At 65.4% G+C, this 25,597-nt stretch carries 23 protein-coding genes and 1 tRNA gene; 16 read left to right on the forward strand and 8 right to left on the reverse strand.

Annotated elements, in window-relative coordinates; genetic code table 11:
• The first annotated feature begins 94 nt into the window (after positions 1-94).
• Positions 95-2,560: a DEAD/DEAH box helicase gene (locus ACRCSW_RS04965; protein ID WP_438703092.1), complete on the forward strand. Its 2,466-nt coding sequence runs from the start codon at positions 95-97 to the stop codon at positions 2,558-2,560.
• Between the two features lie 321 nt (positions 2,561-2,881).
• On the opposite strand, the gene ACRCSW_RS04970 is transcribed toward ACRCSW_RS04965, so the two are convergent.
• The 4 genes from ACRCSW_RS04970 to ACRCSW_RS04985 all read right to left on the reverse strand — a co-directional run bounded on the left by ACRCSW_RS04970 (position 2,882) and on the right by ACRCSW_RS04985 (position 6,386).
• Positions 2,882-2,957 (reverse strand) — tRNA-Thr (locus ACRCSW_RS04970).
• A gap of 54 nt (positions 2,958-3,011) precedes the next feature.
• Positions 3,012-4,457 (reverse strand): heme biosynthesis protein HemY, encoded by a 1,446-nt coding sequence (locus ACRCSW_RS04975; protein WP_438703124.1) that lies wholly within the window; start codon positions 4,455-4,457, stop codon positions 3,012-3,014.
• A complete protein-coding gene (locus tag ACRCSW_RS04980) occupies positions 4,457-5,596 on the reverse strand; it encodes a COG4223 family protein (RefSeq protein WP_438703094.1) in 1,140 nt (379 codons plus the stop codon). Before ACRCSW_RS04980 ends, ACRCSW_RS04975 begins: the two co-directional genes overlap by 1 nt.
• Positions 5,597-5,648: 52 nt before the next feature.
• The gene (locus ACRCSW_RS04985; RefSeq protein ID WP_438703096.1) at positions 5,649-6,386 is read right to left on the reverse strand and encodes a uroporphyrinogen-III synthase; all 738 of its coding nucleotides are present in this window, start codon (positions 6,384-6,386) and stop codon (positions 5,649-5,651) included.
• A 44-nt stretch (positions 6,387-6,430) separates the two neighbouring features.
• On the opposite strand from ACRCSW_RS04985, the gene tsaD reads away from it, so the two are divergent.
• From tsaD to ACRCSW_RS05030, 9 genes are all read left to right on the forward strand, one after another.
• Positions 6,431-7,522 (forward strand): tRNA (adenosine(37)-N6)-threonylcarbamoyltransferase complex transferase subunit TsaD, encoded by a 1,092-nt coding sequence (tsaD, locus tag ACRCSW_RS04990; protein WP_438703097.1) that lies wholly within the window; start codon positions 6,431-6,433, stop codon positions 7,520-7,522.
• Positions 7,519-8,475 (forward strand): NAD(P)H-dependent glycerol-3-phosphate dehydrogenase, encoded by a 957-nt coding sequence (locus ACRCSW_RS04995; RefSeq protein WP_438703099.1) that lies wholly within the window; start codon positions 7,519-7,521, stop codon positions 8,473-8,475. The genes tsaD and ACRCSW_RS04995 overlap by 4 nt, the downstream gene beginning before the upstream one ends.
• Before the next feature lie 17 nt (positions 8,476-8,492).
• The gene (locus ACRCSW_RS05000) at positions 8,493-8,765 is read left to right on the forward strand and encodes a YciI family protein (RefSeq protein ID WP_438703100.1); all 273 of its coding nucleotides are present in this window, start codon (positions 8,493-8,495) and stop codon (positions 8,763-8,765) included.
• The gene (locus ACRCSW_RS05005; RefSeq protein ID WP_438703102.1) at positions 8,762-9,181 is read left to right on the forward strand and encodes an EVE domain-containing protein; all 420 of its coding nucleotides are present in this window, start codon (positions 8,762-8,764) and stop codon (positions 9,179-9,181) included. The genes ACRCSW_RS05000 and ACRCSW_RS05005 overlap by 4 nt, the downstream gene beginning before the upstream one ends.
• A gap of 257 nt (positions 9,182-9,438) precedes the next feature.
• The gene (locus ACRCSW_RS05010; RefSeq protein ID WP_438703104.1) at positions 9,439-10,146 is read left to right on the forward strand and encodes a GntR family transcriptional regulator; all 708 of its coding nucleotides are present in this window, start codon (positions 9,439-9,441) and stop codon (positions 10,144-10,146) included.
• A gap of 96 nt (positions 10,147-10,242) precedes the next feature.
• Positions 10,243-11,202, forward strand: a complete 960-nt coding sequence (locus ACRCSW_RS05015; protein ID WP_438703105.1) for a dihydrodipicolinate synthase family protein — start codon at positions 10,243-10,245, stop codon at positions 11,200-11,202.
• A gap of 2 nt (positions 11,203-11,204) precedes the next feature.
• Positions 11,205-12,437: an NAD(P)/FAD-dependent oxidoreductase gene (locus ACRCSW_RS05020; RefSeq protein WP_438703106.1), complete on the forward strand. Its 1,233-nt coding sequence runs from the start codon at positions 11,205-11,207 to the stop codon at positions 12,435-12,437.
• A gap of 1 nt (position 12,438) precedes the next feature.
• Complete coding sequence (locus ACRCSW_RS05025; protein WP_438703108.1) at positions 12,439-13,440, forward strand: 4-hydroxyproline epimerase; 1,002 nt, start codon at positions 12,439-12,441, stop codon at positions 13,438-13,440.
• Positions 13,441-13,798: 358 nt separating this feature from the next.
• Positions 13,799-14,518, forward strand: coding sequence for a hypothetical protein (locus ACRCSW_RS05030; RefSeq protein WP_438703110.1), 720 nt, complete (start codon positions 13,799-13,801; stop codon positions 14,516-14,518).
• Between the two features lie 91 nt (positions 14,519-14,609).
• Here ACRCSW_RS05030 and uvrC read toward each other — a convergent pair whose 3' ends face one another.
• The 4 genes from uvrC to ACRCSW_RS05050 all read right to left on the reverse strand — a co-directional run bounded on the left by uvrC (position 14,610) and on the right by ACRCSW_RS05050 (position 18,514).
• Positions 14,610-16,466, reverse strand: coding sequence for an excinuclease ABC subunit UvrC (gene uvrC, locus ACRCSW_RS05035; RefSeq protein ID WP_438703112.1), 1,857 nt, complete (start codon positions 16,464-16,466; stop codon positions 14,610-14,612).
• A gap of 300 nt (positions 16,467-16,766) precedes the next feature.
• Positions 16,767-17,540, reverse strand: a complete 774-nt coding sequence (locus ACRCSW_RS05040; protein ID WP_438703114.1) for an SDR family oxidoreductase — start codon at positions 17,538-17,540, stop codon at positions 16,767-16,769.
• Entirely contained in the window at positions 17,537-17,722 is a 186-nt protein-coding gene (locus tag ACRCSW_RS05045; protein WP_438703115.1) for a hypothetical protein, read from the reverse strand. The genes ACRCSW_RS05040 and ACRCSW_RS05045 overlap by 4 nt, the downstream gene beginning before the upstream one ends.
• Positions 17,723-18,514, reverse strand: coding sequence for a S49 family peptidase (locus tag ACRCSW_RS05050; protein ID WP_438703126.1), 792 nt, complete (start codon positions 18,512-18,514; stop codon positions 17,723-17,725).
• A gap of 61 nt (positions 18,515-18,575) precedes the next feature.
• Between ACRCSW_RS05050 and ACRCSW_RS05055 the strand changes: the two genes are divergently transcribed.
• From ACRCSW_RS05055 to ACRCSW_RS05080, 6 genes are all read left to right on the forward strand, one after another.
• Complete coding sequence (locus ACRCSW_RS05055) at positions 18,576-19,457, forward strand: LysR family transcriptional regulator (protein WP_438703116.1); 882 nt, start codon at positions 18,576-18,578, stop codon at positions 19,455-19,457.
• 87 nt (positions 19,458-19,544) lie between these two features.
• Positions 19,545-20,003 carry a formate dehydrogenase subunit gamma gene (locus ACRCSW_RS05060; protein WP_438703118.1) on the forward strand — a complete coding sequence of 153 codons (459 nt, stop codon included), beginning with the start codon at positions 19,545-19,547 and terminating at the stop codon, positions 20,001-20,003.
• Complete coding sequence (locus ACRCSW_RS05065) at positions 20,000-21,505, forward strand: formate dehydrogenase beta subunit (RefSeq protein ID WP_438703120.1); 1,506 nt, start codon at positions 20,000-20,002, stop codon at positions 21,503-21,505. The genes ACRCSW_RS05060 and ACRCSW_RS05065 overlap by 4 nt, the downstream gene beginning before the upstream one ends.
• Positions 21,502-24,378, forward strand: coding sequence for a formate dehydrogenase subunit alpha (gene fdhF / locus ACRCSW_RS05070; protein ID WP_438703121.1), 2,877 nt, complete (start codon positions 21,502-21,504; stop codon positions 24,376-24,378). The genes ACRCSW_RS05065 and fdhF overlap by 4 nt, the downstream gene beginning before the upstream one ends.
• Positions 24,375-25,175 (forward strand): formate dehydrogenase accessory sulfurtransferase FdhD, encoded by an 801-nt coding sequence (fdhD, locus tag ACRCSW_RS05075; protein ID WP_438703122.1) that lies wholly within the window; start codon positions 24,375-24,377, stop codon positions 25,173-25,175. The genes fdhF and fdhD overlap by 4 nt, the downstream gene beginning before the upstream one ends.
• Positions 25,165-25,395, forward strand: coding sequence for a formate dehydrogenase subunit delta (locus ACRCSW_RS05080; RefSeq protein WP_438703123.1), 231 nt, complete (start codon positions 25,165-25,167; stop codon positions 25,393-25,395). The genes fdhD and ACRCSW_RS05080 overlap by 11 nt, the downstream gene beginning before the upstream one ends.
• Positions 25,396-25,597 lie beyond the last annotated feature (202 nt).

Below are 25,597 nucleotides of genomic sequence, written 5' to 3' on the forward strand. Positions count from 1 at the left end.
TCCGGAACTGTGGGCGAGGGGGCCCGCACCAAAGGGACACGGGCCGTTTGGCTTGAACGGGCGCAATGCGCGCTCCTCCTTTGGAAAGACATCCATGACGATTGAGAACGTGGCCACGCCGCTGGCGAAGGCTTTGGCGGACAAGGGCTATGAAAGCCTGACCGCAGTACAAGAGGCCGTGCTGGCCGAAGGCGTGGCGGGCCGCGATGCGCTGGTCTCGGCGCAGACCGGGTCGGGCAAGACCGTGGCCTTTGGCCTTGCGGTCGCGCCGGAAATCCTGGGCGGACAGGATGTCCTCCTTTACGCCGACAAGCCGATTGCCCTGGCCATCGCGCCGACGCGCGAACTGGCCCTGCAGGTCGCGCGTGAGCTGGAATGGCTCTACGCCGGTGCCCAGGCCAAGCTTGCCACCTGCGTCGGCGGCATGGACTACCGCACCGAACGCCGGGCCTTGGAGCGCGGCGCACATATCGTCGTCGGCACTCCGGGCCGTCTCCGCGATCACATCGAACGCGGCTCGCTCGACCTTTCCGGCCTTCGCGCCGTGGTGCTGGACGAAGCGGATGAGATGCTTGACCTTGGCTTCGCCGAGGACCTGGAATTCATCCTCGCCGCCGCACCGCCCGAACGCCGCACCCTGATGTTTTCGGCCACCGTGCCGAAGGAAATCGAAAAGCTCGCAGGCGAGTTCCAGAAAGACGCCCTCCGCATCGTCGCGCAAGGCGAGGCGAAGCAGCACGTCGATATCGAATACCGCGCCTATAGCGTGGCCGTCCGTGACCGCGAGCACGCGATCTTCAACGTCCTGCGCTTCTATGAGGCCCGGACCGCCATCGTCTTCTGCAAGACGCGGGTGAACGTGAACCACCTTCTGGCCCGCATGGGCAACCGCGGCTTCCAGGTCGTGGCGCTTTCGGGGGAACTATCCCAGCAGGAACGTACCCACGCCCTGCAAGCCCTGCGCGATGGCCGCGCGCGGGTCTGCATCGCGACCGACGTCGCCGCCCGCGGCATCGACTTGCCGGGGCTGGAGCTGGTCATCCACGCCGACCTGCCGTCGAACTCTGAAACGCTCCTCCACCGGTCGGGCCGGACCGGCCGGGCCGGAAAGAAGGGCGTCTCGGCACTGATCGTGGCGCCCGCCGAGTTCAAGAAGGCCCAACGCCTCCTCTCTGGTGCCAAGGTCGTCGCCGAATGGGGTGCCGCCCCCGGCGCCGATGACGTCCAGGCCAAGGACGACCTTCGGATCCTGGAACACCCCGCCCTGACCGCGCCCCTTGGCGACGATGCGGGGATCGCGGGCGATCTTCTGGAGCAGTTCGGGCCCGAGGCGCTTGCCGCCGCTTTCGTCCGCCTCTGGCGCGAAGGCCGCTCGGCGCCCGAGGTCCTGTCGACCGACCTGCCCGTTCCGCCGCCCTCGGCCCCGCGCGAGCGTGGCGAGTTCGGTCCCTCGGTCTGGTTCCGCGTCTCGGTCGGCCGCGCTGGCCGGGCCGAGGCGCGCTGGCTTCTGCCGAAGATCTGCGACGCCGGCAGCATCGCCAAGGACGGCATCGGTGCGATCCGGGTGCGCGAGGATGAAACCTTCGTCCAGATCGCCGAGCCGCTGGCCCCCCGCTTCGGCACCCAGATCGAGCTCGACAAGGGCCTCGTGATGGAGAGGGTCGAAGGCGAGCCCGATTTCGACAAGCCCCGCTTCGTGCGCCCTGAACGGGCCGAACGGCCCGAGCGCCGGGAGCGGAGCGAGAAGCCCGCCTATAGCCCCAAGCCACCTCGGGTGGTCGAGGACGGCGAAGCAGAGGCCCCTCGCCGCGAATACGCTCCGAAGCCCAAGGCGAAGTACGAAGATCGCCCGCGCGTAACACCCGCCGAGGCCCGGCCCGACTGGAAGGACAAGCGCGACGAGCGACCCGTCGCCCGCACCGACGACCGTCCAGCCCCCAAGCCCTACGCCGACCGCGCCCCGCGCCCGGCGGGCGAGACCGACGACCGCCCGAAAAAGCCGCGCTGGTCGCCCGATCAGAAGTCGGCCCCACGGTCGACGGGCTACAAGAGCCACGGCGGGTCACCCGACAAGCCTGGCCGCGCGACGGGCTACAAGAGCCATGCAACCGAGGGTTCCAGCTTCAAGCGCCGCGAGGACGGCGACCGGCCTAAGCCCGAGGGCTACAAGCCCCGAAGCGAAGGTTACAAACCGCGCGAAGCGGGTGACCGCCCGGCGAGGAAGCCTTACGCCGCGAAAACCGAAGGCTACGCACCGCGGGCGCCACGGGAAGACGGGGATCGGCCTGCCCGGAAACCCTATGCCCCGAAAGCCGAAGGCTACAAACCGCGCGAGGACGGCGACCGTCCGAAAAAGACCTACGCCCCCAAAGGCGACGAGGCGCGGCCTTTCGTGAAGCGGGATGGTCCAGGCAAGCCCGGCGGGTTCAAAAGCCACGCGGCAGGGGGCAAGAAGCCCTTCGACCGCAAGCCCTCGGACAGCCCGCGCCCGACCAAACCCAAGGCCGATGCGCGCGACACCTCCAAGCGGTTCGTCCCGCCCAAAGCGCCGAAACGGTAGGGGGCCGTACGCCCCCTCACGCCCTCCCGGTCCGACTCGCGCGGGTTGGTTAACGCGCGAAAACCGAGACGCGGGCCGAGACGGAAACAAGATGAAACCAAGACGGGACCAAGATCACTAACCTGTTCGAAAAGTGCAAGAATTAAGCAAGCGTTCCCAAGAGGTTGGGAGCGCTTGCGCCACCCCTTGCGTGACCCTTTGAGATTGCCCGTTCACACTTCGTCAACCAGACCGCGCGGCGCCTGAAACGCAACGCCCCAACCTGGCAGGTGGGGCGGGGTCTCACCCGCTTCGATGTTGGACGATCACGCTAGAGAAGAATGGTGCCGGTGAAGGGACTCGAACCCCCGACCCCATCATTACGAATGACGTGCTCTACCAGCTGAGCTACACCGGCATTCTTCTCTGGCGCGGGGGAGCCTTTAGCACCGCGACATCGCAGTGTGTAGCCCTAATTTGCGCGCCGCGCGATCTCATCCGGCGGCAACTGCTCCCCCGCCTGATCCGCCAGCTGCGGTGCAGGTCGCGCCTCCATCAACGGCAGAAGGTCGGCGAGGGCTGACGAAGCGGCAGTCGTGGCAGGCGGCTCGCGCCATGAGAGCGTATCGAAACTGCCGCAATTGTCACATACCGGGTGCCAGCTGCCATGGATCGCATGGCATTTGTCGCAGACCCACTGCGGCCCCCGCGGCGCTGCGATAGCCTTCGCGATCAGCTCGCGCACAACAGTGTCCTCTGCACCCTCGCCGCGGGCGATTGCCGCAAGAATCGCCAATGATCGTTGGGTCGGATGGCGCGTTGCCAGATCGTCCAGAGCCCGGCGCGCACCGGGAAAATCCTCGGCAGCCACCATCAGTTCGGCCAAAAGCTGTTTAGATTCATCGCTGTCGGGACGTGCATTCGTCAGCGTCCGAAAACGTTTCAGCCGCTCCTGCGGACCCTCCTCCGGCTCGATCTCGGCAAACGCCGCCGCCAGATCGGGATGCGGCATCACCTCCCAGGCCTTCTTCAACACCCGCGTCGCGTTCTTCTTGTCACCCTTCGCGACATACCCCCGGGCGGCCAGGGCAGCGGCGGGTATCAGATCCGGCGACAGCTTGTTGGCCTCGATCGCCGCCTCACGGGCCTCGATGCTGGCCTCTTCGTCGATCACCGTCCGTGCCTGCTGCAAGGCCAGCACCGCATCGCGCCGGCGGTAGACGTCTTTCGGGAGGGTCCCGGCCTTCAGCTTGGCGCCAAGCGTCGCCCGCGCACCCGACCAATCGCCCGCATCCGACTGAAGCTTCAGCAGAATATCCTGTGTCTCAGCATGCTTCGGACGCAGCTCGAACGCCTTCTCGGCCAGCTTCAGCGCAACGTCCCGGTCCCCGTCTATCAGCTTCTGCTGCAACAGTCCCCGTACCCCGACGAACCTTGTCGCGTCGTCCTTGAGAAGCGTCTTGTAGGCTTCCGTCGCCCGCTTGCGATCCCCCGCCGCCTCAGCCGCCTGAGCAACCAGAAGCGTCGTCAGTTCCGGCTTGCCCAGAAGCCGCTCGGCGCTTTGCGCCCGGGTCAGCGCCAGCCGCGCCTCCCCCGAGGCCAGGGCCATCATCCCCTCTGACAGCGCCCGATAGCCCTTCCGTTCCCGGTTGCGGTCGAAGTACCGGGAAATCGCGGTTTCATCGCCGTTCAGGAACCGGAACGTCGCGCCAAGAAAGCCAAGGATCTTCAGCGACAGCCAGACGACCACGAACAGAAGCACCGCCAGCACCGTGGCCTGCACCGGGCCGATGGTGAACTCCCAGCCCGCGACAGTGATGCGCATCGCCTCGCCGGTTTCAGAAAGAAGCCCAGCCGCAAAGGCCAGCGCCGCGATCGCCACTACAAACAGAATGACCTTTGTCAGCGACCAGAGCATCATTCCCCCCCAGTCGCCTGACCTGCCGCCTGCAAGGCCGCAGCCGCGGCCAGATGTGCCTGGGCCTGGGCAATCCAGCCGTCCAGCGGGGCCTTCACCGCCGCGTCAAGCGGCGCAAGTTCGGCCACTGCATCGGCCACCCGGCCTTCAGACAGCGCGAATTCAGCCCGCGAAAGAACGGCGTCGGCCCCGTCGCCCTCTTGCGGAGTCAGCGGCCGTGCCTCGGTCTGCGACGCAAGGAAATCCACCAACCGGTCGCCCCAGCCATCCTCGGGGCTGATGTCGCGCGCAACCTGGAGCGCGTCGCGTGCCGCGTCCGGGAACCCGGCCTGCAACGAGGCCAGCGTCGGTACTCCTGCATTCGCCAGCGGGGCCAAGGCCTCGGTCAATGCCGTATCTCCCACGGCCTGTAATTCAGCAGCAAAAGGCGCCCCCGATGCGACAGCGTCACCCAGCGCATCCAGCGCCGTCTGGCGCGCCGCTGCGTCCGCCGCCGCTTCTGCCTCGGTCGCGCGGGCCGTAGCGGCGGCCTCGGCCTCATTCAGCCTTGCAAGGGCGGCGTCGAGCTTTTCCTGCAGCGCGGGGTCCGATCCCCCATCTGGCAAAGCAGCGATCTTCCGCTCCAGCTCGGCCAGCTTGGCGGTCAGGGCGGCGGTCGATGCAGCGCCATCCGATGGCATCGCTTCGATCACCGCAAGCCGCTCGGCAAGCGCGTCGACCGCTGACAGGTCCGGCGGCTCGGGCGGCGGGGTTGCCTCAAGCTTCGCCACGCGTCCGGCGACCGAGGCAATCTCACCACTGATCCCGTCCAGCGCCGAGGCCTGCTGTGACCCCAGTTCCTCCAGTTGCGCGGAGAGGGCAGCCAGGTCTGCCGAAGCGTCCTGCACCGCAAAGCCGAAGACATTGAAATGTGACAGCGCAAATCCACCCAAAGCTGCCAGTGCGCCACCCAAAAGCGGCCCCATCACGCCGGGATTGCGCGACGGCGGCGGGGGCGGCGGAGGAAGTGGCGGGTCGGGAGGTGGCGGCTCAGGGGGCTCTTCCACTGCCGCCAGAGGATCTGCCTCAGCGGACACAACACTGTCAGGCTCTGCCAAGACGGCATCGGCCTCAGGTTTGGGGTCCTTGCGTCTGGTCATCCGGCGGCCCTTTCCGTCTCTGGGCTAACCTAAGCACTCGTGACCCCCAGGTTCAAGGCAGCGAGACGGCGGCAAGCAGCTTCCCGACCGCTTTCAGGATGCTCTCGGCATCGGGCTCGTCCGCGATCACCAGCGCGCTATGTGGCACCGCCGCAGCGGCTTTGGCAACCTCGGCGCTTATCACCGCGATGTGCAGGCTCGCCCGGGCCTCGGGCGGCAAAGCCTCGATGAAAAGCGCAGCGCTCCGGGGCGAGAAAAGCGGCAGGATCACATCGCCCGACGCCCGCAGAAGATCAGCCCCTTCGGCACTAAGTGCTTGCGGCGCTTGCCGATACACCACCAGCGACTGGGTCCCTATGCCGACGGAGTTCAGCCGTTCCGCCACATCGCCGGTCGTATCTTCCCCCCGCAGATGCAAGAGACACCCAAAAGGCCGATCAGCCGCAATGCCGGCAACAAGCGCATCTGCATCCTTGTATGCCGAGCGTACATCAAACCCTGCCGCCTCCGCCACTTTTGCCGTCCGTCTGCCCACACAGAAGGCCTGACCTGGAAGGTGCACGCCAAGCTGCGCTGCGCCCGCAACGCCCCAGATCGAGGTGAAGATCACAGCCGTGAACTCTCCTTGGGGCAGGTTCGGTGCCAGGAATTGCGGGGCCATCAAGGGGGCGACGATGGGCCGCACGGCATCGCCAAACCGTTTTGTCAGCGCCTTCGCAAAGACACGCGACTGCACCTCGGGTCGCGTCAGCAGCACCGGCGTCCCGCGGGCTATGGATTGTGTCGTCATGTCCGTGGTGTTACCTGCCGCGAAGCCTACACGCAACGGCGGCTATGGACCGGACCCTTACCTTCCTCGGCATCGAGTCGAGCTGCGACGATACCGCCGCCGCCGTGGTCCGCGCACGGGTGGGTGCGGCGCCGGAAATCCTGTCGTCCGAGGTTCTTGGCCAGACTAGCTTGCATGAGGCGTTTGGCGGCGTCGTGCCCGAGATCGCCGCCCGCGCCCATGCGGAACGGCTGGACAGCGTGGTGGAAACCGCGTGGTCGGTGTCGGGCGTTGCCCTCGATGAGATCGACGGCATCGCGGTGACAGCCGGGCCTGGCCTTATCGGTGGCGTGCTCTCTGGCGTGATGCTGGCGCGCGGATTGGCGGCTGCGCGTGGGCTGCCGCTGGTTCCCGTGAACCACCTTGCGGGTCACGCCCTTACGCCACGCCTGACCGACGGCATCGACTTTCCTTACCTGATGCTCTTGGTCTCGGGGGGACACTGCCAGTTTCTGCTTGTTGAGGGGGTCGACCGCTTCCGCCGCCTTGGCGGCACGATCGACGACGCGCCGGGCGAGGCGTTTGACAAGACCGCGAAGCTTCTGGCCCTGCCCCAGCCCGGCGGACCCTCGGTCGAGGCCGAGGCTGCGTTGGGCGATCCGAAGCGGTTTCCCTTCCCACGCCCGCTTCTTGATCGCGAGGGCTGCGACATGTCCTTCTCGGGGCTGAAGACGGCGCTTCTGCGGGCGCGGGATGCGTTGATCGCTGAAAAGGGCGGGATCACGGTGCAGGACCGCCGCGACCTTTGCGCCGGGTTTCAGGCGGCGGTGGCCGAGGTCCTGGCGGTCAAGACATCCCGAGCCTTGGCCATGGCCGCTGATGCCCGGCTTACGGCTCTCGCTGTCGCCGGGGGGGTTGCCGCGAACAAGGCCGTCCGGGCTGGGCTGGAGACCGTCTCGGCCCGCGCGGGCGTTCCGTTCCTTGCGCCCCCACTAAGGCTTTGCACCGACAATGCCGCGATGATCGCCTGGGCCGGGATCGAGCGTTTGCGTGCGGGCATCCCCCCGTCCACCGATTTCATCGCCCGCCCACGCTGGCCGCTGGATGAGACCGCCCCTGCGCTTCTCGGCTCCGGAAAAAAGGGGGCCAAGGCATGATCGGGATCGTCGGGGCCGGGGCGTTCGGAACGGCACTTGCCGTGGCACTGGCCAAGGGCGGGCGAGAGGTGCGCCTTTGGGCACGCGACCCGGTGCGGGTGAAAGCCATACAGGACACCCGGCGGAACGAGGCAGCCCTGCCCGGTGTCGATCTGCCGGAGGGCCTGTCGATCCACGCCGACTTGGCGTCTGTCTGCGGCGGGCAAGCTCTTCTCCTCGCCACGCCGATGCAGGCGCTTGGCGGGCTTCTGGACAGTTGGTCCGTGATTGACACTCGGCAACCCCTTGTCGCCTGCTGCAAAGGTGTCGACCTTGCCACACTGCGTGGCCCGGTCGCAGTGATCGAGACGCGCAGACCGGGGGCAAGGGCCGCGATCCTTACCGGCCCGAGCTTTGCCGCCGACATCGCCCGAGGCCTGCCAACGGCGCTGACGCTGGCTATGGCGGGCGATGGGGCGGGGCTTCAGGAGCTTCTGTCGACCCCGACCCTGCGCCTTTACCGGACCGATGACGTAAGGGGCGCCGAGCTTGGCGGGGCGCTGAAGAACGTGATCGCCATTGCCGCCGGAACGGTGATCGGTGCGGGGCTGGGGGATAGCGCGCGGGCCGCGTTGATGACACGGGGCTATGCGGAGATGGTTCGCCTTGCCCTGGCGCTGGGCGCGCGGGCGGAGACGCTTGCGGGGCTTTCGGGGTTTGGCGATCTGGTTTTGACCTGCACGTCGGCGCAGTCGCGGAACTTTCGGTATGGGCTCTCGCTTGGGAAAGGTGAGAGCTTTGACCCGTCGGTCACCGTTGAGGGGGTCGCGACTTCCCGCGCGGTGCGGAAGCTGGCGGAGGGGATTGGCGTCGAGATGCCGGTGACCGCCATGGTGGATGCCCTTGCCTCGGGCCGCATCGCGCTGAATGATGCCGTCGGTCAGCTGATGAGCCGGCCCCTGAAACCTGAATAACCCCAACAGGAATGACCATGCGCTACGCCCTGATCTGCCTCGACAAGCCGAACGCGTTGCAAACCCGGGTCGAGAACCGGCCTGCTCATCTGGAGCATATCCAGTCGACGGGGGTGGTCGAGCAAGCCGGGCCGTTCATCGACGCGGCGGGGCAGATGTGCGGGAGCCTGATCATCCTGAACGTCGGAACCCGTGCCGAGGCGGAGGCCTGGGCGGCGGCGGATCCTTATGGGAAAGCGGGGCTGTTCTCTTCGGTCATGATCCAGGAATGGAAGCGGGTGGTGGGATGAATTACTGGCTCTTCAAATCGGAACCGGATGTCTGGGGCTGGGACCATCAGGTCGCCAAGGCTGAGGCCGGGGAGGAGTGGCACGGGGTCCGTAACTATCAGGCCCGCAACAACATGCGGGCGATGAAGGTGGGGGACCTTGGGTTCTTCTATCACTCCAACATCGGGAAAGAGATCGTCGGGATCGTTGCGGTCAGCCGGGAGAGTCTTCCCGATACGACGACTGATGACCCGCGCTGGGACTGCGTGATGATCAAGGCGGTGAAGCCCCTGAAACGGGCGATCGGCCTTGAGGAGTGCAAGGTCACGCCGGGGTTGGAGAAGATGGTCCTGGTCAACAACTCCAGGCTTTCGGTACAGCCGGTCAGCCCGGAGGAATGGGCGATCATCTGTCGGCTGGGGGGTGTGGAGTCGTAGCTGTTCACTGTGAACAGGTTTTTCGGCTCAATGAAATCAGTGTCTTGGCTGGGGGGTGTTAGGAGTCTGGTAAGACTTCGTCGCTCGACCTCTGGCGCCGCTTCCCCCTCACCCCGGCCCTCTCCCCCAAGAGGAGAGGGGGCGCCTGGGGTTGGGGTCAGCAAGGGGCTTTGGCCGGCTGGCCTGCGGTGCGGTTGGCAAGAAGCTGGTTGAACCACGGGGGCGCATCTGTATTCCTTCTGTCGACAGGGGGGGCCATGGCCGACGCATCCGACGCAGAACAGCAGGACCGGAAACGCGGCACGGGCGCGCGGTTTGTCTATGACACGCTGCGTGATGAAATCCTGGACCTTGTCCTAAAGCCGGGCGAGCCCATCGACGAGATCGGCCTCGCTGACCGGCTATCCATGTCGCGCACCCCGGTTCGCGAGGCGCTGGTGCGGCTGGCGGGTGACGGGCTGGTCACGATGTTGCCGAACCGGTCGACCGTGGTTTCGCAGATCGACTTTCCGAACCTGCACCACTTCTTCGACGCGCTGACGCTGATGTACCGCGTGACCACGCGGCTGGCGGCCGAGTTTCACTCGCCTGCCGATCTGGAGACGATCCGGGCGCGGCAGGAGGAGTTCTCGAAGGCGGTGCTGGCGGGCGATACGGCCGGGATGATCATCCTGAACCGCGACTTCCATGTCGCCATCGCTGAGGCGGGGCGGAACCCTTACTATCTGCAGCTTTTCTCTCGGCTTCTGGACGAGGGGCGGCGGATTTTGCGGCTTTACTACTATCCGAGTTTCGAGCCGCAGCTGCCGCACCCCTACATCGAGGAGCATGAGGCGATCATCGTCGCCGTCGCCGCACGGGATGTGGCATTGTGCGACCGATTGGCCCGTGAGCATGCCGACAGGATCGTCCGGCAAATCCAGGAGATGATGGGTCGTGATCTGCGGCAGGCGATCGAGCTTTGACCTCCCGGTTGCCTGAAATTCTTGTCGACAAATAAAATACAAGAGATATCCTGAGATCGATATGGCACGGATTCGACCGCTTTGGAGGGAATGGAAATGAAGGCAGATATCTTTTCCGGAACGATCCCGGCGCTGATGACTCCCTGTAAGGCGGACCGCAGTCCGGACTTCGACGCCCTGGTCGCCAAGGCGAAAGAGCTGGTCGGCCTTGGCATGTCGGCAGTGGTCTATTGCGGGTCGATGGGCGACTGGCCTTTGCTGAGTACCGAACAGCGGATGGAAGGGGTGGAACGGCTGGTCAAGGCCGGGATCAAGGTCGTCGTGGGCACCGGTGCGGTGAATACGGTCACGGCGGCAGCGATTGCCGCCCATGCCGAGAAGGTTGGCGCCCATGGGTTGATGGTGATCCCCCGGCTTCTGTCGCGCGGGACGGTGGTCGCGGCCCAGAAGGCGCATTTCAAGGCCGTTCTGTCCGCTGCACCGAAGCTTCCTGCGGTCATCTACAACAGCCCCTACTACGGCTACTCGACCAAGGCGGAGCTCTTCTTCCAGATCCGGGCCGAGCATCCTAACCTCGTCGGGTTCAAGGAATTCGGTGGGTATGCCGACCTGTCTTACGCCGCCGAGGCGATCACCGGGGCGTCGCCGGACCTGAAGCTGATGATCGGGGTCGATACGGCGGTCTATCACGGCTACATCAACTGCAACGCCGATGGCGCGATCACCGGGATCGGCAACGTGCTGCCGCGCGAGGTGCTGCATCTGACGGCGCTTTGTCTTGCGGCGCGGGCGGGCGATGCCGAGGCGCGGCGGCTGGCCTATGAGCTGGATCAGGCGATGCAGGTGCTGTCCGAGGTCGATGCCGGGCCGGACCTGGTGCTGTTCTTCAAGCACATGCTGGTCTTGCGGGGCGAAAAGGCCTTTGCGCTGCATTTCAACGAGGCGGATGCTTTGTCGGCAAGCCAGAAGGGGTTCATCGAAGCTCAGTTGAAGATGTTTGACGCCTGGTATGCCGATTGGTCGAAACAGCCGGTGGCGCGGAAGTACGCCGCCTAAGCATGCGCGACGTCATCGTCATCGGGGCCGGGGTCATCGGCCTTTCGGCCGCGCTGATGGCGCAGGCGCGGGGCTTCTCGGTGACGGTTGTCGATCGTGAGGGGCCAGCGGCTGGGGCCTCGGCAGGGAACGCGGGGGCTTTTGCTTTCACCGATATCCTGCCTTTGGCCTCGCCCGGTATTCTGCGGCAGGCGCCGCGCTGGTTGCTTGATCCGCTGGGGCCCTTGTCGGTGCCGCCGGCCTATGCGTTGCACATTACGCCCTGGCTTTACCGGTTCTGGCGGGCCTGTTCGCCTGCCGCTGTGGCGGCCTCCACAGTGGCGCAGACCGCGCTGATGGACCTGTCGAAGGCCGAGCTGGAGCCGTTTCTGGCCGCGACCGGGACGGTTGGGATGCTGCGCAAGGATGGCAATCTGCAGGTCTACGAGGGTGAGGCGGAGTTCAGGGCCTCGATGCCCGGCTGGGAGGCGCGGGAGCGGCATGGCATCGAGTTCCGGCATCTGGGGCGGGAGGAGATGGCCACGGTGCAGCCCGGGCTGGCGGAGCGGTTCACGCATGGGACCTTTACGCCGGGTTGGTATTCGATTGCCGATCCGAAGGACTATGTGCTGGCTTTGGCCGAGCGGTTTCGCGCGCAGGGGGGCGAGATTCTGCGGACTGAGGTGACGGGGCTTGTGCCTTTGGCATCTGGCGTTCGGGTGATGACGAACGGCGAGGCGCCGGAGGCCGGGCAGGTGGTGCTGGCGGCGGGCGCGTTCTCGCACCGGATCGCGCGGACTTTGGGCGAGCGGATCCCGCTGGAGACGGAGCGGGGGTATAATACGACGCTGCCGCCGGATGCGTTTGACCTGCGGTGTCAGGTGACCTTTGGCGGGCATGGGTTCGTGGTGACGCGGCTTGCAGGCGGCATCCGGGTGGGCGGCGCAGTGGAGCTTGGCGGGCTGAAGCTGCCCCCGAACTGGCGCCGGTCGGAGGCGATGCTGCAGAAGGCGATGGCGTTTCTGCCGGGGCTTCGGGGTGAAGGGGGCAAGCGGTGGATGGGGTTTCGGCCCTCGCTGCCGGACAGCCTGCCTGCGATTGGCCGGTCGAAGGCTTCGCCACGGGTGATCTATGCGTTTGGCCACGGGCATCTGGGGCTGACGCAGAGTGCGGGGACGGCGCGGCTGGTGGCCGATCTCTTGCAAGGTGTCGGCCCGGCGATCAATCTAGCCCCCTTTAGCCCGCAGAGGTTCTGACATGGCCGTATACACCTTCTCATGCATCGACGGGCACACCTGCGGCAATCCGGTGCGGCTGGTCTCGGGCGGAGGTCCGCGGCTGGAGGGGGCGACCATGCTGGAGCGGCGGGCGCATTTTCTGCGGGAGTTCGACTGGATCCGGACCGGGCTGATGTATGAGCCGCGGGGGCATGACATGATGTCGGGCTCGATCCTCTATCCGCCGACGAGGGCGGATTGCGATGTGGGGGTGCTGTTCATCGAGACCTCGGGGTGCCTGCCGATGTGCGGGCATGGGCTGATCGGGACGGTCACGATGGGGATCGAGAACGGGCTGATCACGCCGCGCGAACCGGGGCGGTTGGCGGTGGATGCTCCGGCTGGCAAGGTCGAGGTGAGCTACCGGCGGGAGGGGCGGTTCGTCGAGGAGGTGCGGCTGACGAACGTGCCGGGGTTCCTGTTCGCCGAGGGGCTGACGGCGGAGGTCGAGGGGCTGGGCGAGGTGGTGGTGGATGTGGCCTATGGGGGGAACTTCTATGCCATCGTCGAGCCGCAGCGCGCGTTTCAGGACATGGCGGACTATACGGCGGGGGAGCTGGTGGGCTGGTCGCCGAAGCTGCGGGCGGCGCTGAATGCGAAGTATGAGTTCGTGCATCCCGAGCATCCGGCGATCAAGGGGTTGAGCCATATCCTGTGGACGGGGAAACCGACGGTTCCTGGGGCGCATGCGCGGAATGCGGTGTTCTATGGCGAGAAGGCGATTGACCGGAGCCCTTGCGGGACGGGGACGTCGGCCCGGATGGCTCAGCTGGCGGCGAAGGGGAAGCTGAGGGTCGGGGACGAGTTCCACCATGAGAGCATCATCGGGTCGATCTTCAAGGGGCGGGTCGAGGCGGCAGCGACGGTGGCGGGGCGGGAGGCGATCGTGCCCTCGGTGGCCGGGTGGGCGCGGATGACGGGGATCAACACGATCTTCATCGACGACCGTGATCCTTTTGCGCACGGGTTTGTGGTGAAGTAGGCGCTGGACCGGCGTTCGGTTTGTTAGATCAGAGGGTTAGGGGGAGTTTCCGCATCTGGAAACCGTATGGAAAGCGTATGGAAAGCATACATACGCGCGTATGGCTCCTGGGGCGTTAACCATCCGTCGCGAATCGGTCCCTTGCGGCTGCCCCCACCCCCGGCCCCTCCCCACGGTGGGGGAGGGGAGGTGCTTGGGGCTGGCGGTGCTTTTGGTGTCGCGGGGAGCGCCTGGGGTGGGCGGCGGATGCCTCCGGCGGGGATATTTGGGGACATGAAATGGTCAGGGGTTTCGGAAGGGGCGGGGGAGTGGGGGTGTGGTAGGGTGCGGCGGTGTGGTTGAGGTTGGATGATTTGGGATGAAAAAGGTTCTGGTTATTGCGGCGATTGTTGCGGTGTCGTTTCTGGCATTTCGGGGGTGTTTTGGCGGCTGGACGACCAGTTGGAACCAGCGGCTGACGCTGGTGATCGAGACACCGCAGGGCGACGTGCGCGGGTCGGCGGTGACGCGGGTGGAGAATGTGACCACCGGAGTATTCGCCGATTCGTCGCCGAGGGTCCGCTGGACTGGCGAGGCCCTTGCGCTGGAGGTCTTGCCAGGCCGGTGGTTGTTCGCGCTGCTGGACAGCGACGGCGCGGTCGATGCAGGCCATTGGGTATATACAGCCTATGATCTGTGGGCGAGCGGCGGTGTGTATGGCTACCACTTCCCGAACTATGATGCTGTAAGAACGCGTGTACTCGCGCAACCGCTGGATACGCCGGTGCCGCTGCCACTGCAGCTCGAAGGTGGGCCGATGTTGGTGACGTTTGATGACATCACCAAGCCCGAGACGGTGCGGGAGGTGGACCCGGCGAACCTAGCAGCGGTGTTTGGCGAAGGGGTGCGGTTAAAGGCAGTGACCCTGGAGATCACGCGGGATGCGGTGACGGAGCGGCGGGTTGAGGGGGTGTTGGGGTGGATCTGCGATTACACCAAAAACTACAGACGCCTAAATGGAAAGACCGGGGCGATCTTCGACAACGAGCTATCGAACAATCTCGGTCCCGGCGCCTTCAAGATTGGTGGATGTGGATGAAGCCGAAGAGCCTCTGTAGGGTGGAGTTCCACCCCACCACTGTAGCGCCAATGGTGGGGTGGAACCCCGCCCTACAAACCGGAACTAGCCGTCAGCCCTTCGCCGAGAAGTAATCCGCGATTGTCTTGGCCATCGCCTCGGAAATCCCGTCCACCGCCTGCAGATCCGCCACCCCAGCCCGCGCGACGGCCTTGGCGCTGCCGAAGTGCTGGAGGAGGGCGCGTTTCCTTGTGGCGCCGATGCCGGGGATGTCGTCGAGAGGGGTGAGGCTCACGGCCTTCGCCCGCTTGGCGCGGTGGGCGCCGATGGCCCAGCGGTGGGCTTCGTCCCTGAGGCGTTGGATGAAGTAGAGGACGGGGTCGTTCCGTTGCAGGGCGAAGGGGCGTTCGCCGGGGCGGTGGAATTCTTCCTTGCCGGCGTCGCGGTCGATGCCTTTGGCGACGCCGACCATCGGGATGTCCTCAACCCCGAGTTCGGACATGATCTCGGCCACTGCGGAAACCTGCCCCGCGCCGCCGTCGATGAGGAGGAGGTCGGGCCACATGTCGGTCTTGCGGTCGGGGTCTTCCTTCAGGAGGCGCTCGAAGCGGCGGGTCAGGACTTCCTTCATCATGCCGAAATCGTCGGAATTGGCCCCGGCCTCGGACTTGATGTTGAACTTTCGGTATTGGCTTTTCAGGAAGCCCTCGGCCCCGGCGACGATCATCCCGCCCACGGCATTGGTGCCTTGAATGTGGGAGTTGTCGTAGACCTCGATCCGCTTCGGCGGGGCGTCGAGGTCGAAGGCTTCGGCGAGGCCGGTGAGGAGTTTGTTCTGGGTGGTGGATTCGGCCATCCGCCGGGCGAGGCTTTCGCGGGCGTTGCGGACGGCGTTTTCGACCAGCTCGGCCTTTTCGCCCCGCTGGGGGATGGCAAGCTCGACCTTGCGGCCGGCACGGGCGGCAAGGGCTTCGGCCACGAGGTCGGGGTTGTCGACGGGGTGGGAGAGCAGGATCAGGCGGGGAGGATCCTTGTCGTCGTAGAACTGGGTGAGGAAGGCCTCCATGATCTCGGGTTCCTCCGCGCCCGCGCCGGTCCTGGGATAGAAGTCGCGGTTGCCCCAGCTTTGGTTGGCGCGGATGAAGAAGACCTGGACACAGGCTTGCCCGTGTTCGAGGTGGAGGGCGACGATGTCCGCCTCGGTCACGCCTTGGGGGTTGATGCCTTGGCTTTGCTGGACCTGCGTCAGCGCGCGGATGCGGTCGCGGAGGGCGGCGGCGCGTTCGAATTCCATCGCTTGGGACGCCTCGGTCATCGCTTTCGCGAGGTCGGCCTGAACCGAGGTGGTCTTGCCTTCGAGGAAGCGGGAGGCGTCGGCCACCAGTTCGGCGTAGCCCTTGGCGGTGATCTTGCCGACGCACGGCGCGCTGCAGCGTTTGATCTGGTATTGCAGGCAAGGGCGGGTGCGGGACTCAAACATGCTGTCGGAGCAGTTGCGGAGGAGGAACACCTTCTGCAGCTGGTTGAGGGTGCGATTGACGGCTCCGGCGCTGGCGAAGGGGCCGAAGTAGGCGCCCTTCTCGGACTTCTTGCCGCGGTGCTTCTTGATCTGGGGGAAGGCGTGTTCGGCCGAGATCAGGATGTTGGGGAAGCTCTTGTCGTCGCGCAGAAGCACGTTGTAGCGGGGCTTCAGCTGCTTGATGAGGTTCTGTTCTAGAAGGAGCGCCTCAAGTTCCGTCCGCGTCGTCAGGAACATCATCGACGCGGTTTCGTGGATCATCCGGGCGATGCGGCCGGAGTGGCCCGAGGGACGGGCATAGTTCGTGACGCGGGCCTTGAGGTTCCGCGCCTTGCCCACATAAAGCACCTCGGAGGCGGCATTCAGCATCCGGTAGACGCCGGGCGAGCCGTCGATCGTCTTCAGGTAATCCTGGATCACCTCATGTCCGGTGCGGGGTTTCTCAGTCATGGCGTTCCAAGCGTCGATTCTCGGTCAGGGCTGCACCGAACAAAAGGCGGTGGCAAGAGGAAAGCTGTCCACGGTTTCTGGGGATAACTCTGCGGAGAAGATTTCGCGAGGGCAGATTTTCCCTTGTATTTGGCCGGTTTCTTAGTGCTGCCTATTTTTTAGGCGTTTTTTCAAGTTGTTGTTATTGAAGGAAAGATTTTCGTCCACATGGCAAAGCCCTGAAAAATCACACGAAATATGACGGCGGCGTGACGATTGCGTGAGAAGTGGACAACTTGACTCGAAGCGAATCTGGAAGGGCTATTCCACGCCCAGAACGTCGGGCGTTTTCCAGGCGAGATGCTGACCCCCATCGACGGCGATGAACTGGCCGGTGACGGCCGGACTGTCGAGAAAGAACCCCAGCGCCGCAGTGATATCGGCAGGGTTCACACCGCGCTGCAGGATGGTTGCGGCACGCTGGGCGTCGAAGTGGGCCTTCGATTGCCGGCCGCCCTGCAGGGTCGGGCCAGGGCCGATGGCGTTGACACGGATGTTCGGGGCAAGGCCTTGGGCCGCAGTCCGCGTGAGCGCCCAGAGGCCCATCTTGGCGATGGTGTAGCTGGAGAACTCGGGCGTGAGCTTGAGAACCCGCTGGTCGATCATGTTGACGATCAGGCCCCGCGCCAGCGGTTCGCCGTTTTCGTCCGTTGTGGCTGGCGGGCACTGGCGGGCGAAGGCTTGCGTCAGGACGTAGGGTGCGCGGAGGTTCGATTCGATATGCCGGTCCCAGCTTTGGCGGGTGGCCGTGTCGATGCGGTCGTATTCGAAGATCGAGGCGTTGTTCACCAGCACGGTCAGGGGACCGAGGGCGGCCGTTGCGGCGGGGATCAGGGCCTGGGTCGCGGCCTCGACCATCAGGTCGGCCTGGAAGGTCTGCGCCTTGCGGCCCATCGCGCGGACTTCATCGGCGACGGCTTCGGCCTCGGTCTCTGACGTCGCATAGTGGACTGCGACGTCGTGGCCGCGCCCCGCAAGGTACAGCGCCATGGCACGACCGAGCCGTTTGCCTGCCCCGGTCACCAGTGCCGTCATTTCGCCTTGCCCCCGCAGTCGCATGTCTTTCGACCGATCAGGTAGCGCCCGCATTTGTCGCAGACAGGGGGCTTCTTGTCTTTTCGCAACACGCGCGGCAGGGCCGAAGGAAAGAGCACACGACCGACAAGTGCGACAAGCACCATCAGGCCAAGGAAGACGAGGATGATCTTGTATAGCATCTAGAGACCATACCGCGCCCAGAGCGCCCGGTCTTCCACGGCGCCGAGCGTTTCATCAGCAAGCGAGAGGCCGAGGCGCTGGAAGAGGCTCCGCTTGCGGCCAAGGGGGACAAGCTTGACCTTCGCGCCGTACAGCTCCTTCAGTTTGGGCACCATGTGGGCGACACCATCGACAAGCCCCAGTTTCACCGCCTCATGCCCGACCCAGATATCCGCGTTGAAAAGGTCGGCGGCCTGGTCGAGCCTTTTGCCGCGGGCCTCTTTCACATGCTCGATGAAGGCCTGGTGGATCGGGGTCTGCAGGGCTTTGAGGCGGTCGATATCCTCGGGCTTTTGCGGCAGGAACGGGTCGGCGAAGCTCTTCTGCTTGCCCGCCGTGACCACCCGCCGCTCCACCCCCTGGCGGGCCATAAGCTCCGGGAAGCCGAACGAGGCGAAGATCACGCCGATCGACCCGACGATAGAGCTTTTGTCGACCCAGATGTCATCCGCCGCACAAGCCAGCCAGTAGCCGCCCGAGGCCGCGACATCCTCGACAAAGGCGTGCACCGGGATGTTCTTCTCGTCCGCCAGACGCCGGAACCGGGCCGCGATCAGCGACGACTGAACCGCCGAACCACCGGGCGAGTTGACCTGAAGCGCGACTGCGGTGGGCTTGGTCTTGAAGGCCTTCTCGATGAGCGGGGCGAGCGCCTCATCATTCAGGCTGCGGGTGCCGGTGCCGATCGTGCCGCCAAGGCGGATCACGGGGACAAGGACGGGTTTCGGCAGGAAGGGGATGAAGCGTCTCATGCGCCAGAGGTAAGCCGTGAAGGGCTTGCGGGCAAGGGCGCCGCGGGGCAGGCTTTGCGCCATGATCGACAAGCTGGAAATGTTCATTGCCCTGGCCAAAGAGCGGCACTTCGGCCGGGCGGCCGAGGTCTGCGGGGTGACACAGCCGTCGCTGTCCTCGGCGATCCGGCAGCTCGAGGATCAGCTGGGCGTCCAGCTGGTGTTCCGGGGCAGCCGCTTTCAGGGCCTTACGCCCGAAGGTCAACGGGTGCTGGACCGGGCTTTGGGTATTGTCGGTGACGTGCGGGCGCTGAAGGACGAGATGCGCGTCGTACGCACCGGGCTTTCGGGGAACCTGAGGATCGGGGTGATCCCGACGGCACTGCCGATGGTGGCCGACCTGACCGCCCCTTTCACGGCCCGCCACCCGAATGTGCGCGTGTCGATCCTGTCGCGCACCAGCGTGGAAATCCTGACCGGGATCGAAAGCCTGGACCTTGAGGCCGGGATTACGTACCTCGACAACGAACCGCTTGGCCGCGTCTCGCAGATGCCGCTTTACACCGAGTTCTACCGGCTGCTGACCGCCAAGGGCAGCGACCTTGCCGGGCAGCGTGAGATCAGCTGGGCAAACCTTGCCGCGGTTCCCCTCTGCCTTCTCACCTCGGACATGCAGAACCGCCGGATCGTGAACCAGCATCTGGGCGAAGCCGGTGTGCAGGCGACCCCGATGATCGAATCCAACTCGACTGTCGCGCTGGTCGCCCATGTGCTGACCGGTCGGTGGGCCTCGGTCGTGCCCAAGCGGTTGGCCGATATGTTCGTCACCGACGGTCGCCTCGTCTCGATCCCGATCGTGGAGCCAGAGGCCGAGCACACCGTGGGCCTGATCACCGCCCGCCGCGACCCGCAAACGCCTGTGTTGCAGGCTTTGGTGGATGATGCGGTGCGGTTGTTTCGATAGTCTTGGCCTATCAATCGACGGCATATCTGCATTGCAATCCCTATCAATCGGAGTATCACGGGTTTATCCCAGCCAAAGGTTGCCCGGATGCTTGATTCCAATGACCAATCCGACCGGATCGCCGAGATTATCGAGGCCCATCAGGGGCTGGAAGGGCCGCTTCTGCCCATCCTCCACGCGGTCCAGCACGCTTTCGGCTACATCCCTCAACCTGCGATCCCCCAGATTGCCGCGGCGCTGACGCTGACAAAGGCCGAAGTGCATGGGGTCGTAAGCTTCTACCACGACTTCCGCGAGGCTCCTGCCGGGCGTCATGTGCTGAAGCTCTGCCGGGCCGAGGCGTGCCAGGCGATGGGCGCGGACGCGGTGGCTGGGCGCGTGAAAGCGGCGCTGGGCATCGACTGGCATGAGACGACGCCGGATGGCCGGGTGACGCTGGAGCCGGTCTTCTGCCTCGGCCTCTGCGCCTGCGGACCTGCGGCAATGGTCGACGGACGGCTGGTTGGCCGCTGCGACGAGGGGATTGTCGCGGAGGTGGCGAAATGAAGCTGTACGTTCCGCTTGATAGTGCGGCGGTGGCCCTTGGGGCTGATGCTTTGGTGGGGGCGATCGAGGCCGAGGCCGCGCGGCGTGGGATGACGGTCGAAGTTGTGCGCAACGGCTCACGCGGGATGGTGTGGCTGGAGCCGCTGGTTGAGGTCGTTGCGTCCGAGGGCCGGTTGGGCTTTGGGCCGATGACTTTGGCAGATGTGCCGGGGTTGTTCGATGACTTGGCCTTGCATCCTAAGGCTTTGGGGCCGGTCGAGGACCTGCCCTGGATGAAGGGCCAGACCCGGTTGACCTTTGCTAGGGTCGGCGTGATCGACCCGCTGTCGCTGGCCGACTACCGCGCTCATGGCGGGATGGCGGGGCTGGAGCGGGCGAAGGGGATGACGCCTGCTCAGATCGTGGCCGAGGTGACGGAGTCAGGCCTGCGGGGCCGGGGTGGCGCGGGGTTCCCGACGGGGATCAAGTGGAAGACGGTAAGCGAGGCGGCGGGGCCGCAGAAGTACATCGTCTGCAATGCCGATGAAGGCGACAGCGCGACCTTTGCCGACCGGATGCTGATGGAGGGCGATCCCTTCTGCCTGATCGAAGGGATGGCGATTGCCGGATTGGCCTGTGGGGCGACGAAGGGGTATGTGTATCTTCGTTCGGAATACCCGGTGGCGATCCAGGTGATGGAGGCCGCGGTGCGGATTGCTCGCGAGGCCGAGGTGCTGGGGCCGCAGTTCGACATGGAAATCCGCGTCGGTGCCGGGGCCTATGTCTGCGGCGAGGAGACCTCGTTGCTGAACTCGCTGGAAGGCAAGCGCGGGGTGGTGCGGGCGAAGCCGCCGCTGCCTGCGCTGCAGGGATTCCTCGGCCATCCGACGGTGGTGAACAACGTGATCTCGCTGGCGTCAGTGCCGGTGATCATGGCCAAGGGGGCGGCGCACTATAAGGACTTCGGTCTTGGCCGGTCGCGGGGCACGATCCCCCTGCAGATCGCCGGGAACGTGCGGTTCGGCGGGCTTTATGAATGCGCGTTCGGTTTGACCTTAGGCAAGATCGTCAACGATATCGCCGGGGGCACAGCGACGGGGCGGCCGATCAAGGCGGTGCAGGTCGGTGGGCCTCTGGGTGCCTGGTTCCCGCCGTCGCTGTTCGATACGCCCTTCGGCTATGAGGAGTTTGCGGGCAAGGATGGTCTGATCGGCCATGCGGGCCTTACGGTGGTCGACGATAGCGTGGACATGCTGGGAATGGCGCGCTTCGCGATGGAGTTCTGCGCCATCGAGTCCTGCGGCAAATGCACCCCCTGCCGGGTCGGAGCGGTGCGCGGGGTCGAGACGGTGGACCGCATTGCCCGCGGCGATACGTCGGCGATCCCGTTGCTGGTCGACCTCTGCAGCACGATGAAGTCGGGCTCGCTTTGTGCCCTTGGCGGGTTCACCCCCTATCCGGTGATGTCCGCCCTAACCCATTTCCCCGATGACTTCGCCCGCGCGAAGGAGGCAGCAGAATGAAAGACTTCATTATCCCGGATCGCGACTTCGGCACCCCGGCTGCGAAATCGAAACAGATGGTCACATTGACCGTCGACGGCTTCGAGGTGACGGTCCCGGAGGGCACCAGCATCATGCGGGCGGCGGCGGAAGCGGGCATTCAGGTGCCGAAGCTTTGCGCTACCGACAGCGTCGAGGCCTTCGGGTCCTGCCGGTTGTGTCTGGTCGAGATCGAGGGGCGGAACGGTACTCCGGCCTCCTGCACCACGCCCGTCGCGCCGGGGCTGAAGGTCCATACCCAGACTGGCAAGCTCAAGCAGCTGCGGCGCGGGGTGATGGAGCTTTACATCTCGGACCACCCGCTGGACTGCCTGACCTGCTCGGCCAATGGCGACTGTGAGCTGCAGGACATGGCGGGGGCCGTGGGCTTGCGCGATGTGCGGTATAAGGCGGTGGACACCCACTTCCGCGTGAAGAACACCAGTGGCGAGGCGAACCCGCTGTACATCCCGCGCGACGACAGCAACCCGTACTTCAGCTACGATCCGCAGAAGTGCATCGTCTGCTCGCGTTGTGTGCGGGCCTGCGAGGAAGTGCAGGGTACCTTTGCGCTGACCATCGAGGGCCGGGGCTTTGACAGCCGGGTGTCCTTTGGGGCCAAGAGCGACGATGCGCTGGCCTCGGACTGTGTGTCTTGTGGTGCCTGCGTGCAGGCCTGCCCGACCGCGACCCTGCAGGAAAAGTCGGTGATCGAGATCGGGACGCCCTCGCATTCCGTGATCACGACATGCGCCTATTGCGGTGTGGGCTGCAGCTTCAAGGCCGAGATGCGCGGCGATGAGCTGGTGCGGATGACGCCCTACAAGCACGGCAAGGCCAACCGGGGGCATTCCTGCGTGAAGGGCCGGTTCGCCTATGGCTATGCCAGCCACCAGGACCGGATCCTGAAGCCGATGATTCGCGAGGCGATCTCTGATCCTTGGCGGGAAGTGTCGTGGCCCGAAGCGATGGAGTTTGCGGCCAGCCGGATGAAGGGCATCCAAGCAAAGTACGGGCGGAATTCGGTGGGGGTGATCACATCCTCGCGCTGCACGAATGAAGAGACCTATCTGGTCCAGAAGCTGACTCGCGCGGTATTCATGAACAACAATACGGATACCTGCGCGAGGGTCTGCCATTCGCCGACCGGCTATGGCTTGGGTCAGACCTACGGCACCTCGGCGGGGACGCAGGATTTCGACTCGGTCGAAGAGGCCGATGTCATCATGGTCATCGGTGCGAACCCGGTTGCAGGGCATCCGGTCTTTGCCAGCCGGATGAAGAAGCGGCTTCGGCAGGGCGCGAAGTTGATCGTCGTCGATCCGCGCCGGACCGAGACGGTGGAGGGCGCACACTACAAGGCGGCGCATCATCTGGCGCTGACGCCGGGGACGAACGTGGCCGTGGTCTCGGCCATCGCGCATGTGATCGTGACCGAGGGGCTTTATGACGAGAAGTTCATTCGCGAACGGTGCGACTGGGACGAGTTCCAGGACTATGCCGAGTTCATCTCGGCCCCCAATCACTCGCCTGAGGCGGTGCAATTGGTGACCGGCGTTCCGGCGGAAGAGATCCGTCAAGCGGCGCGCCTCTATGCGACCGGCGGCAATGCGGCGATCTACTATGGGCTGGGGGTGACAGAGCATTCGCAGGGCTCGACCACCGTCATCGGGATCGCGAACCTCGCCATGCTGACCGGGAATATCGGGCGGCGTGGCGTCGGGGTGAACCCGCTGCGGGGGCAGAACAACGTGCAGGGCTCTTGCGACATGGGCTCGTTCCCCCATGAGCTGCCGGGCTATCGCCACGTCAAGAACGCGGATGCCCGCGCGATCTATGAGAACCTCTGGGGCGTGAAGATCGACCCGGAGCCGGGCCTGCGCATCCCGAACATGCTGGACGCGGCGGTTGAGGGCACGTTCAAGGGGCTTTACTGCCAGGGCGAGGATATCCTGCAGTCGGACCCGGACACCCACCACGTCGCGGCCGGTTTGGCGGCGATGGAATGTGTGATCGTCCACGACCTCTTCCTGAACGAGACCGCGAACTACGCGCACGTGTTCTTCCCGGGTTCGTCTTTCCTTGAGAAGGACGGGACCTTCACCAATGCCGAGCGCCGGATCAACATGGTCCGCAAGGTGATGGCGCCGAAGCAGGGGTATGCGGACTGGGAGGTGACCCAGCTTTTCGCGAACGCGATGGGGGCGGGGTGGACCTACACGCATCCCTCGCAGATCATGGAAGAGATCGCCATGACGACGCCGTCGTTCGCGGGGGTGTCGTATGAGAAGATCGAGACGATGGGCTCGATCCAGTGGCCCTGCAACGAGAAGGCGCCGGAAGGCACGCCGCTGATGCATATCGACGGCTTCGTGCGCGGCAAGGGTAAGTTCATCCGCACCGAGTATGTGGCGACGGATGAGAAGACCGGGCCTCGTTTCCCGCTGCTGCTGACCACGGGGCGTATTCTCAGCCAGTACAACGTCGGTGCGCAGACGCGGCGGACGGCGAACGTGGTCTGGCATGATGAGGATGTGCTGGAGATCCACCCGCACGACGCCGAGAACCGGGGGGTCAAGGAAGGCGACTGGGTGCGGCTGGCCTCGCGTTCGGGCGACACGACACTGCGGGCGACGGTGACGGACAGGGTCTCGCCGGGGGTGGTCTACACGACCTTCCACCACCCGGACACGCAGGCGAATGTCATTACGACCGACTTCTCGGACTGGGCGACGAACTGTCCGGAATACAAGGTGACTGCGGTGCAGGTCTCGCCTTCGAACGGGCCGTCGGAGTGGCAGGAGGAGTACAACGCTCAGGCCGCCATGTCGCGCCGGATTCTGGCGGCGGAATGAAGGGCGCGCGGGCTACGCCTCGTTTGGCTTTCGGGTCCTCGGTTTCTCCGGGGGAACGGGTGCTGCCCGAGGAAGTGGCTGTGGCGCTGTCGTTCAACGGCACGACCCAGGCGGTGATGATGGCGACACCGGCGGACCTTGAGGACTTTGGCTATGGCTTTGCCCTGACCGAGGGGATTGCGGGGCCGGGTGAGGTGCTGTCGGTGGCGGTCGAGGTTCTGGACCGGGGCCGCGACGTGCAGGTCTGGCTGAAGCCCGAGGCTGAGGCGCGGCTGGCGGCGCGGCGGCGGGTTATGGCGGGGCCGGTGGGGTGCGGGCTCTGCGGGATCGACTCGATCGAGCAGGCGCTGCGGGAGGTGCCGGTGGTGGCGCCGTCGGCTTTCCGGATGACTCCGGCGCAGGTGATGGCGGCGGTGGCGGCTTTGCCGGGGGAGCAGCGGTTGCATGATGCGACGCGGGCGGTGCATTGCGCGGGGTTCTGGAACGGGCGGATCTTGTTCGCGCGTGAGGATGTGGGGCGGCACAATGCGTTGGACAAGTTGGTTGGGGCGATGGTGCGTGCGAGCACGCAGCCTACGGGGGCGGTTATCCTGACCTCTCGGGTGTCGACCGACATGGTACAGAAGGTGGCGATGCTTGGCGCGCCGATGATCATTGCGGTTTCGGCACCTACGGCCGAGGCGGTGGAACTGGCCGAAAGCGCGGGGATCACGCTGGTGGCGCTGGCTCGGCCCGACCGGTTCGAGGTCTTTTCCCATTCAGATCGGTTGACGACGGAGGACAGCCATGTCGGCTGACAAGATCGCCCGCATGGCGAACGACATCTCGAAATTCATGGAATCGAAGCCGCATGCCGAGGGGGTGGCCCTTCTGGCGTCCCATATCAACGACTTCTGGGAGCCCCGGATGCGGCGGCAGCTGTTCCAGTTGATCGACGCGGGGGGCGAGGGGCTGCGGCCCTTGGTCATGGACGCGGCGGGGGCGATACGGCGGCCGGCGGCTGAGCAGGCGGCCTGAGCGTAACTCAGCGTTACGGCTTTCGTGGCTTAATGATTTCAATGGGTTGCTTGGGGTTTGTTCAGAGTCTGTTAAGGTTCGCCTCTGAACCTGCTGTCGTACCCCCTCCCCATCCCTCCCCCTCGAAGGGGGAGGGAGGCGATGATTCTTGACCGTTGCGTGGGGCGGGCAAGGTGGTAAAGCCAGCCGCTTCGCGGAAACC

This window comes from Tabrizicola sp., assembly GCF_051645465.1.
In the GTDB taxonomy this organism is placed as follows: Bacteria; Pseudomonadota; Alphaproteobacteria; order Rhodobacterales; family Rhodobacteraceae; genus Tabrizicola.

Coding starts and splice junctions, on each gene's coding strand:
- ACRCSW_RS04965 (WP_438703092.1), top strand. CDS start 95: ATGACGATTGAGAACGTGGCCACGCCGCTGGCGAAGGCTTTGGCGGAC.
- ACRCSW_RS04975 (WP_438703124.1), bottom strand. CDS start 4,457: ATGCTCTGGTCGCTGACAAAGGTCATTCTGTTTGTAGTGGCGATCGCG.
- ACRCSW_RS04980 (WP_438703094.1), bottom strand. CDS start 5,596: ATGACCAGACGCAAGGACCCCAAACCTGAGGCCGATGCCGTCTTGGCA.
- ACRCSW_RS04985 (WP_438703096.1), bottom strand. CDS start 6,386: ATGACGACACAATCCATAGCCCGCGGGACGCCGGTGCTGCTGACGCGA.
- tsaD (WP_438703097.1), top strand. CDS start 6,431: ATGGACCGGACCCTTACCTTCCTCGGCATCGAGTCGAGCTGCGACGAT.
- ACRCSW_RS04995 (WP_438703099.1), top strand. CDS start 7,519: ATGATCGGGATCGTCGGGGCCGGGGCGTTCGGAACGGCACTTGCCGTG.
- ACRCSW_RS05000 (WP_438703100.1), top strand. CDS start 8,493: ATGCGCTACGCCCTGATCTGCCTCGACAAGCCGAACGCGTTGCAAACC.
- ACRCSW_RS05005 (WP_438703102.1), top strand. CDS start 8,762: ATGAATTACTGGCTCTTCAAATCGGAACCGGATGTCTGGGGCTGGGAC.
- ACRCSW_RS05010 (WP_438703104.1), top strand. CDS start 9,439: ATGGCCGACGCATCCGACGCAGAACAGCAGGACCGGAAACGCGGCACG.
- ACRCSW_RS05015 (WP_438703105.1), top strand. CDS start 10,243: ATGAAGGCAGATATCTTTTCCGGAACGATCCCGGCGCTGATGACTCCC.
- ACRCSW_RS05020 (WP_438703106.1), top strand. CDS start 11,205: ATGCGCGACGTCATCGTCATCGGGGCCGGGGTCATCGGCCTTTCGGCC.
- ACRCSW_RS05025 (WP_438703108.1), top strand. CDS start 12,439: ATGGCCGTATACACCTTCTCATGCATCGACGGGCACACCTGCGGCAAT.
- ACRCSW_RS05030 (WP_438703110.1), top strand. CDS start 13,799: ATGAAAAAGGTTCTGGTTATTGCGGCGATTGTTGCGGTGTCGTTTCTG.
- uvrC (WP_438703112.1), bottom strand. CDS start 16,466: ATGACTGAGAAACCCCGCACCGGACATGAGGTGATCCAGGATTACCTG.
- ACRCSW_RS05040 (WP_438703114.1), bottom strand. CDS start 17,540: ATGACGGCACTGGTGACCGGGGCAGGCAAACGGCTCGGTCGTGCCATG.
- ACRCSW_RS05045 (WP_438703115.1), bottom strand. CDS start 17,722: ATGCTATACAAGATCATCCTCGTCTTCCTTGGCCTGATGGTGCTTGTC.
- ACRCSW_RS05050 (WP_438703126.1), bottom strand. CDS start 18,514: ATGAGACGCTTCATCCCCTTCCTGCCGAAACCCGTCCTTGTCCCCGTG.
- ACRCSW_RS05055 (WP_438703116.1), top strand. CDS start 18,576: ATGATCGACAAGCTGGAAATGTTCATTGCCCTGGCCAAAGAGCGGCAC.
- ACRCSW_RS05060 (WP_438703118.1), top strand. CDS start 19,545: ATGCTTGATTCCAATGACCAATCCGACCGGATCGCCGAGATTATCGAG.
- ACRCSW_RS05065 (WP_438703120.1), top strand. CDS start 20,000: ATGAAGCTGTACGTTCCGCTTGATAGTGCGGCGGTGGCCCTTGGGGCT.
- fdhF (WP_438703121.1), top strand. CDS start 21,502: ATGAAAGACTTCATTATCCCGGATCGCGACTTCGGCACCCCGGCTGCG.
- fdhD (WP_438703122.1), top strand. CDS start 24,375: ATGAAGGGCGCGCGGGCTACGCCTCGTTTGGCTTTCGGGTCCTCGGTT.
- ACRCSW_RS05080 (WP_438703123.1), top strand. CDS start 25,165: ATGTCGGCTGACAAGATCGCCCGCATGGCGAACGACATCTCGAAATTC.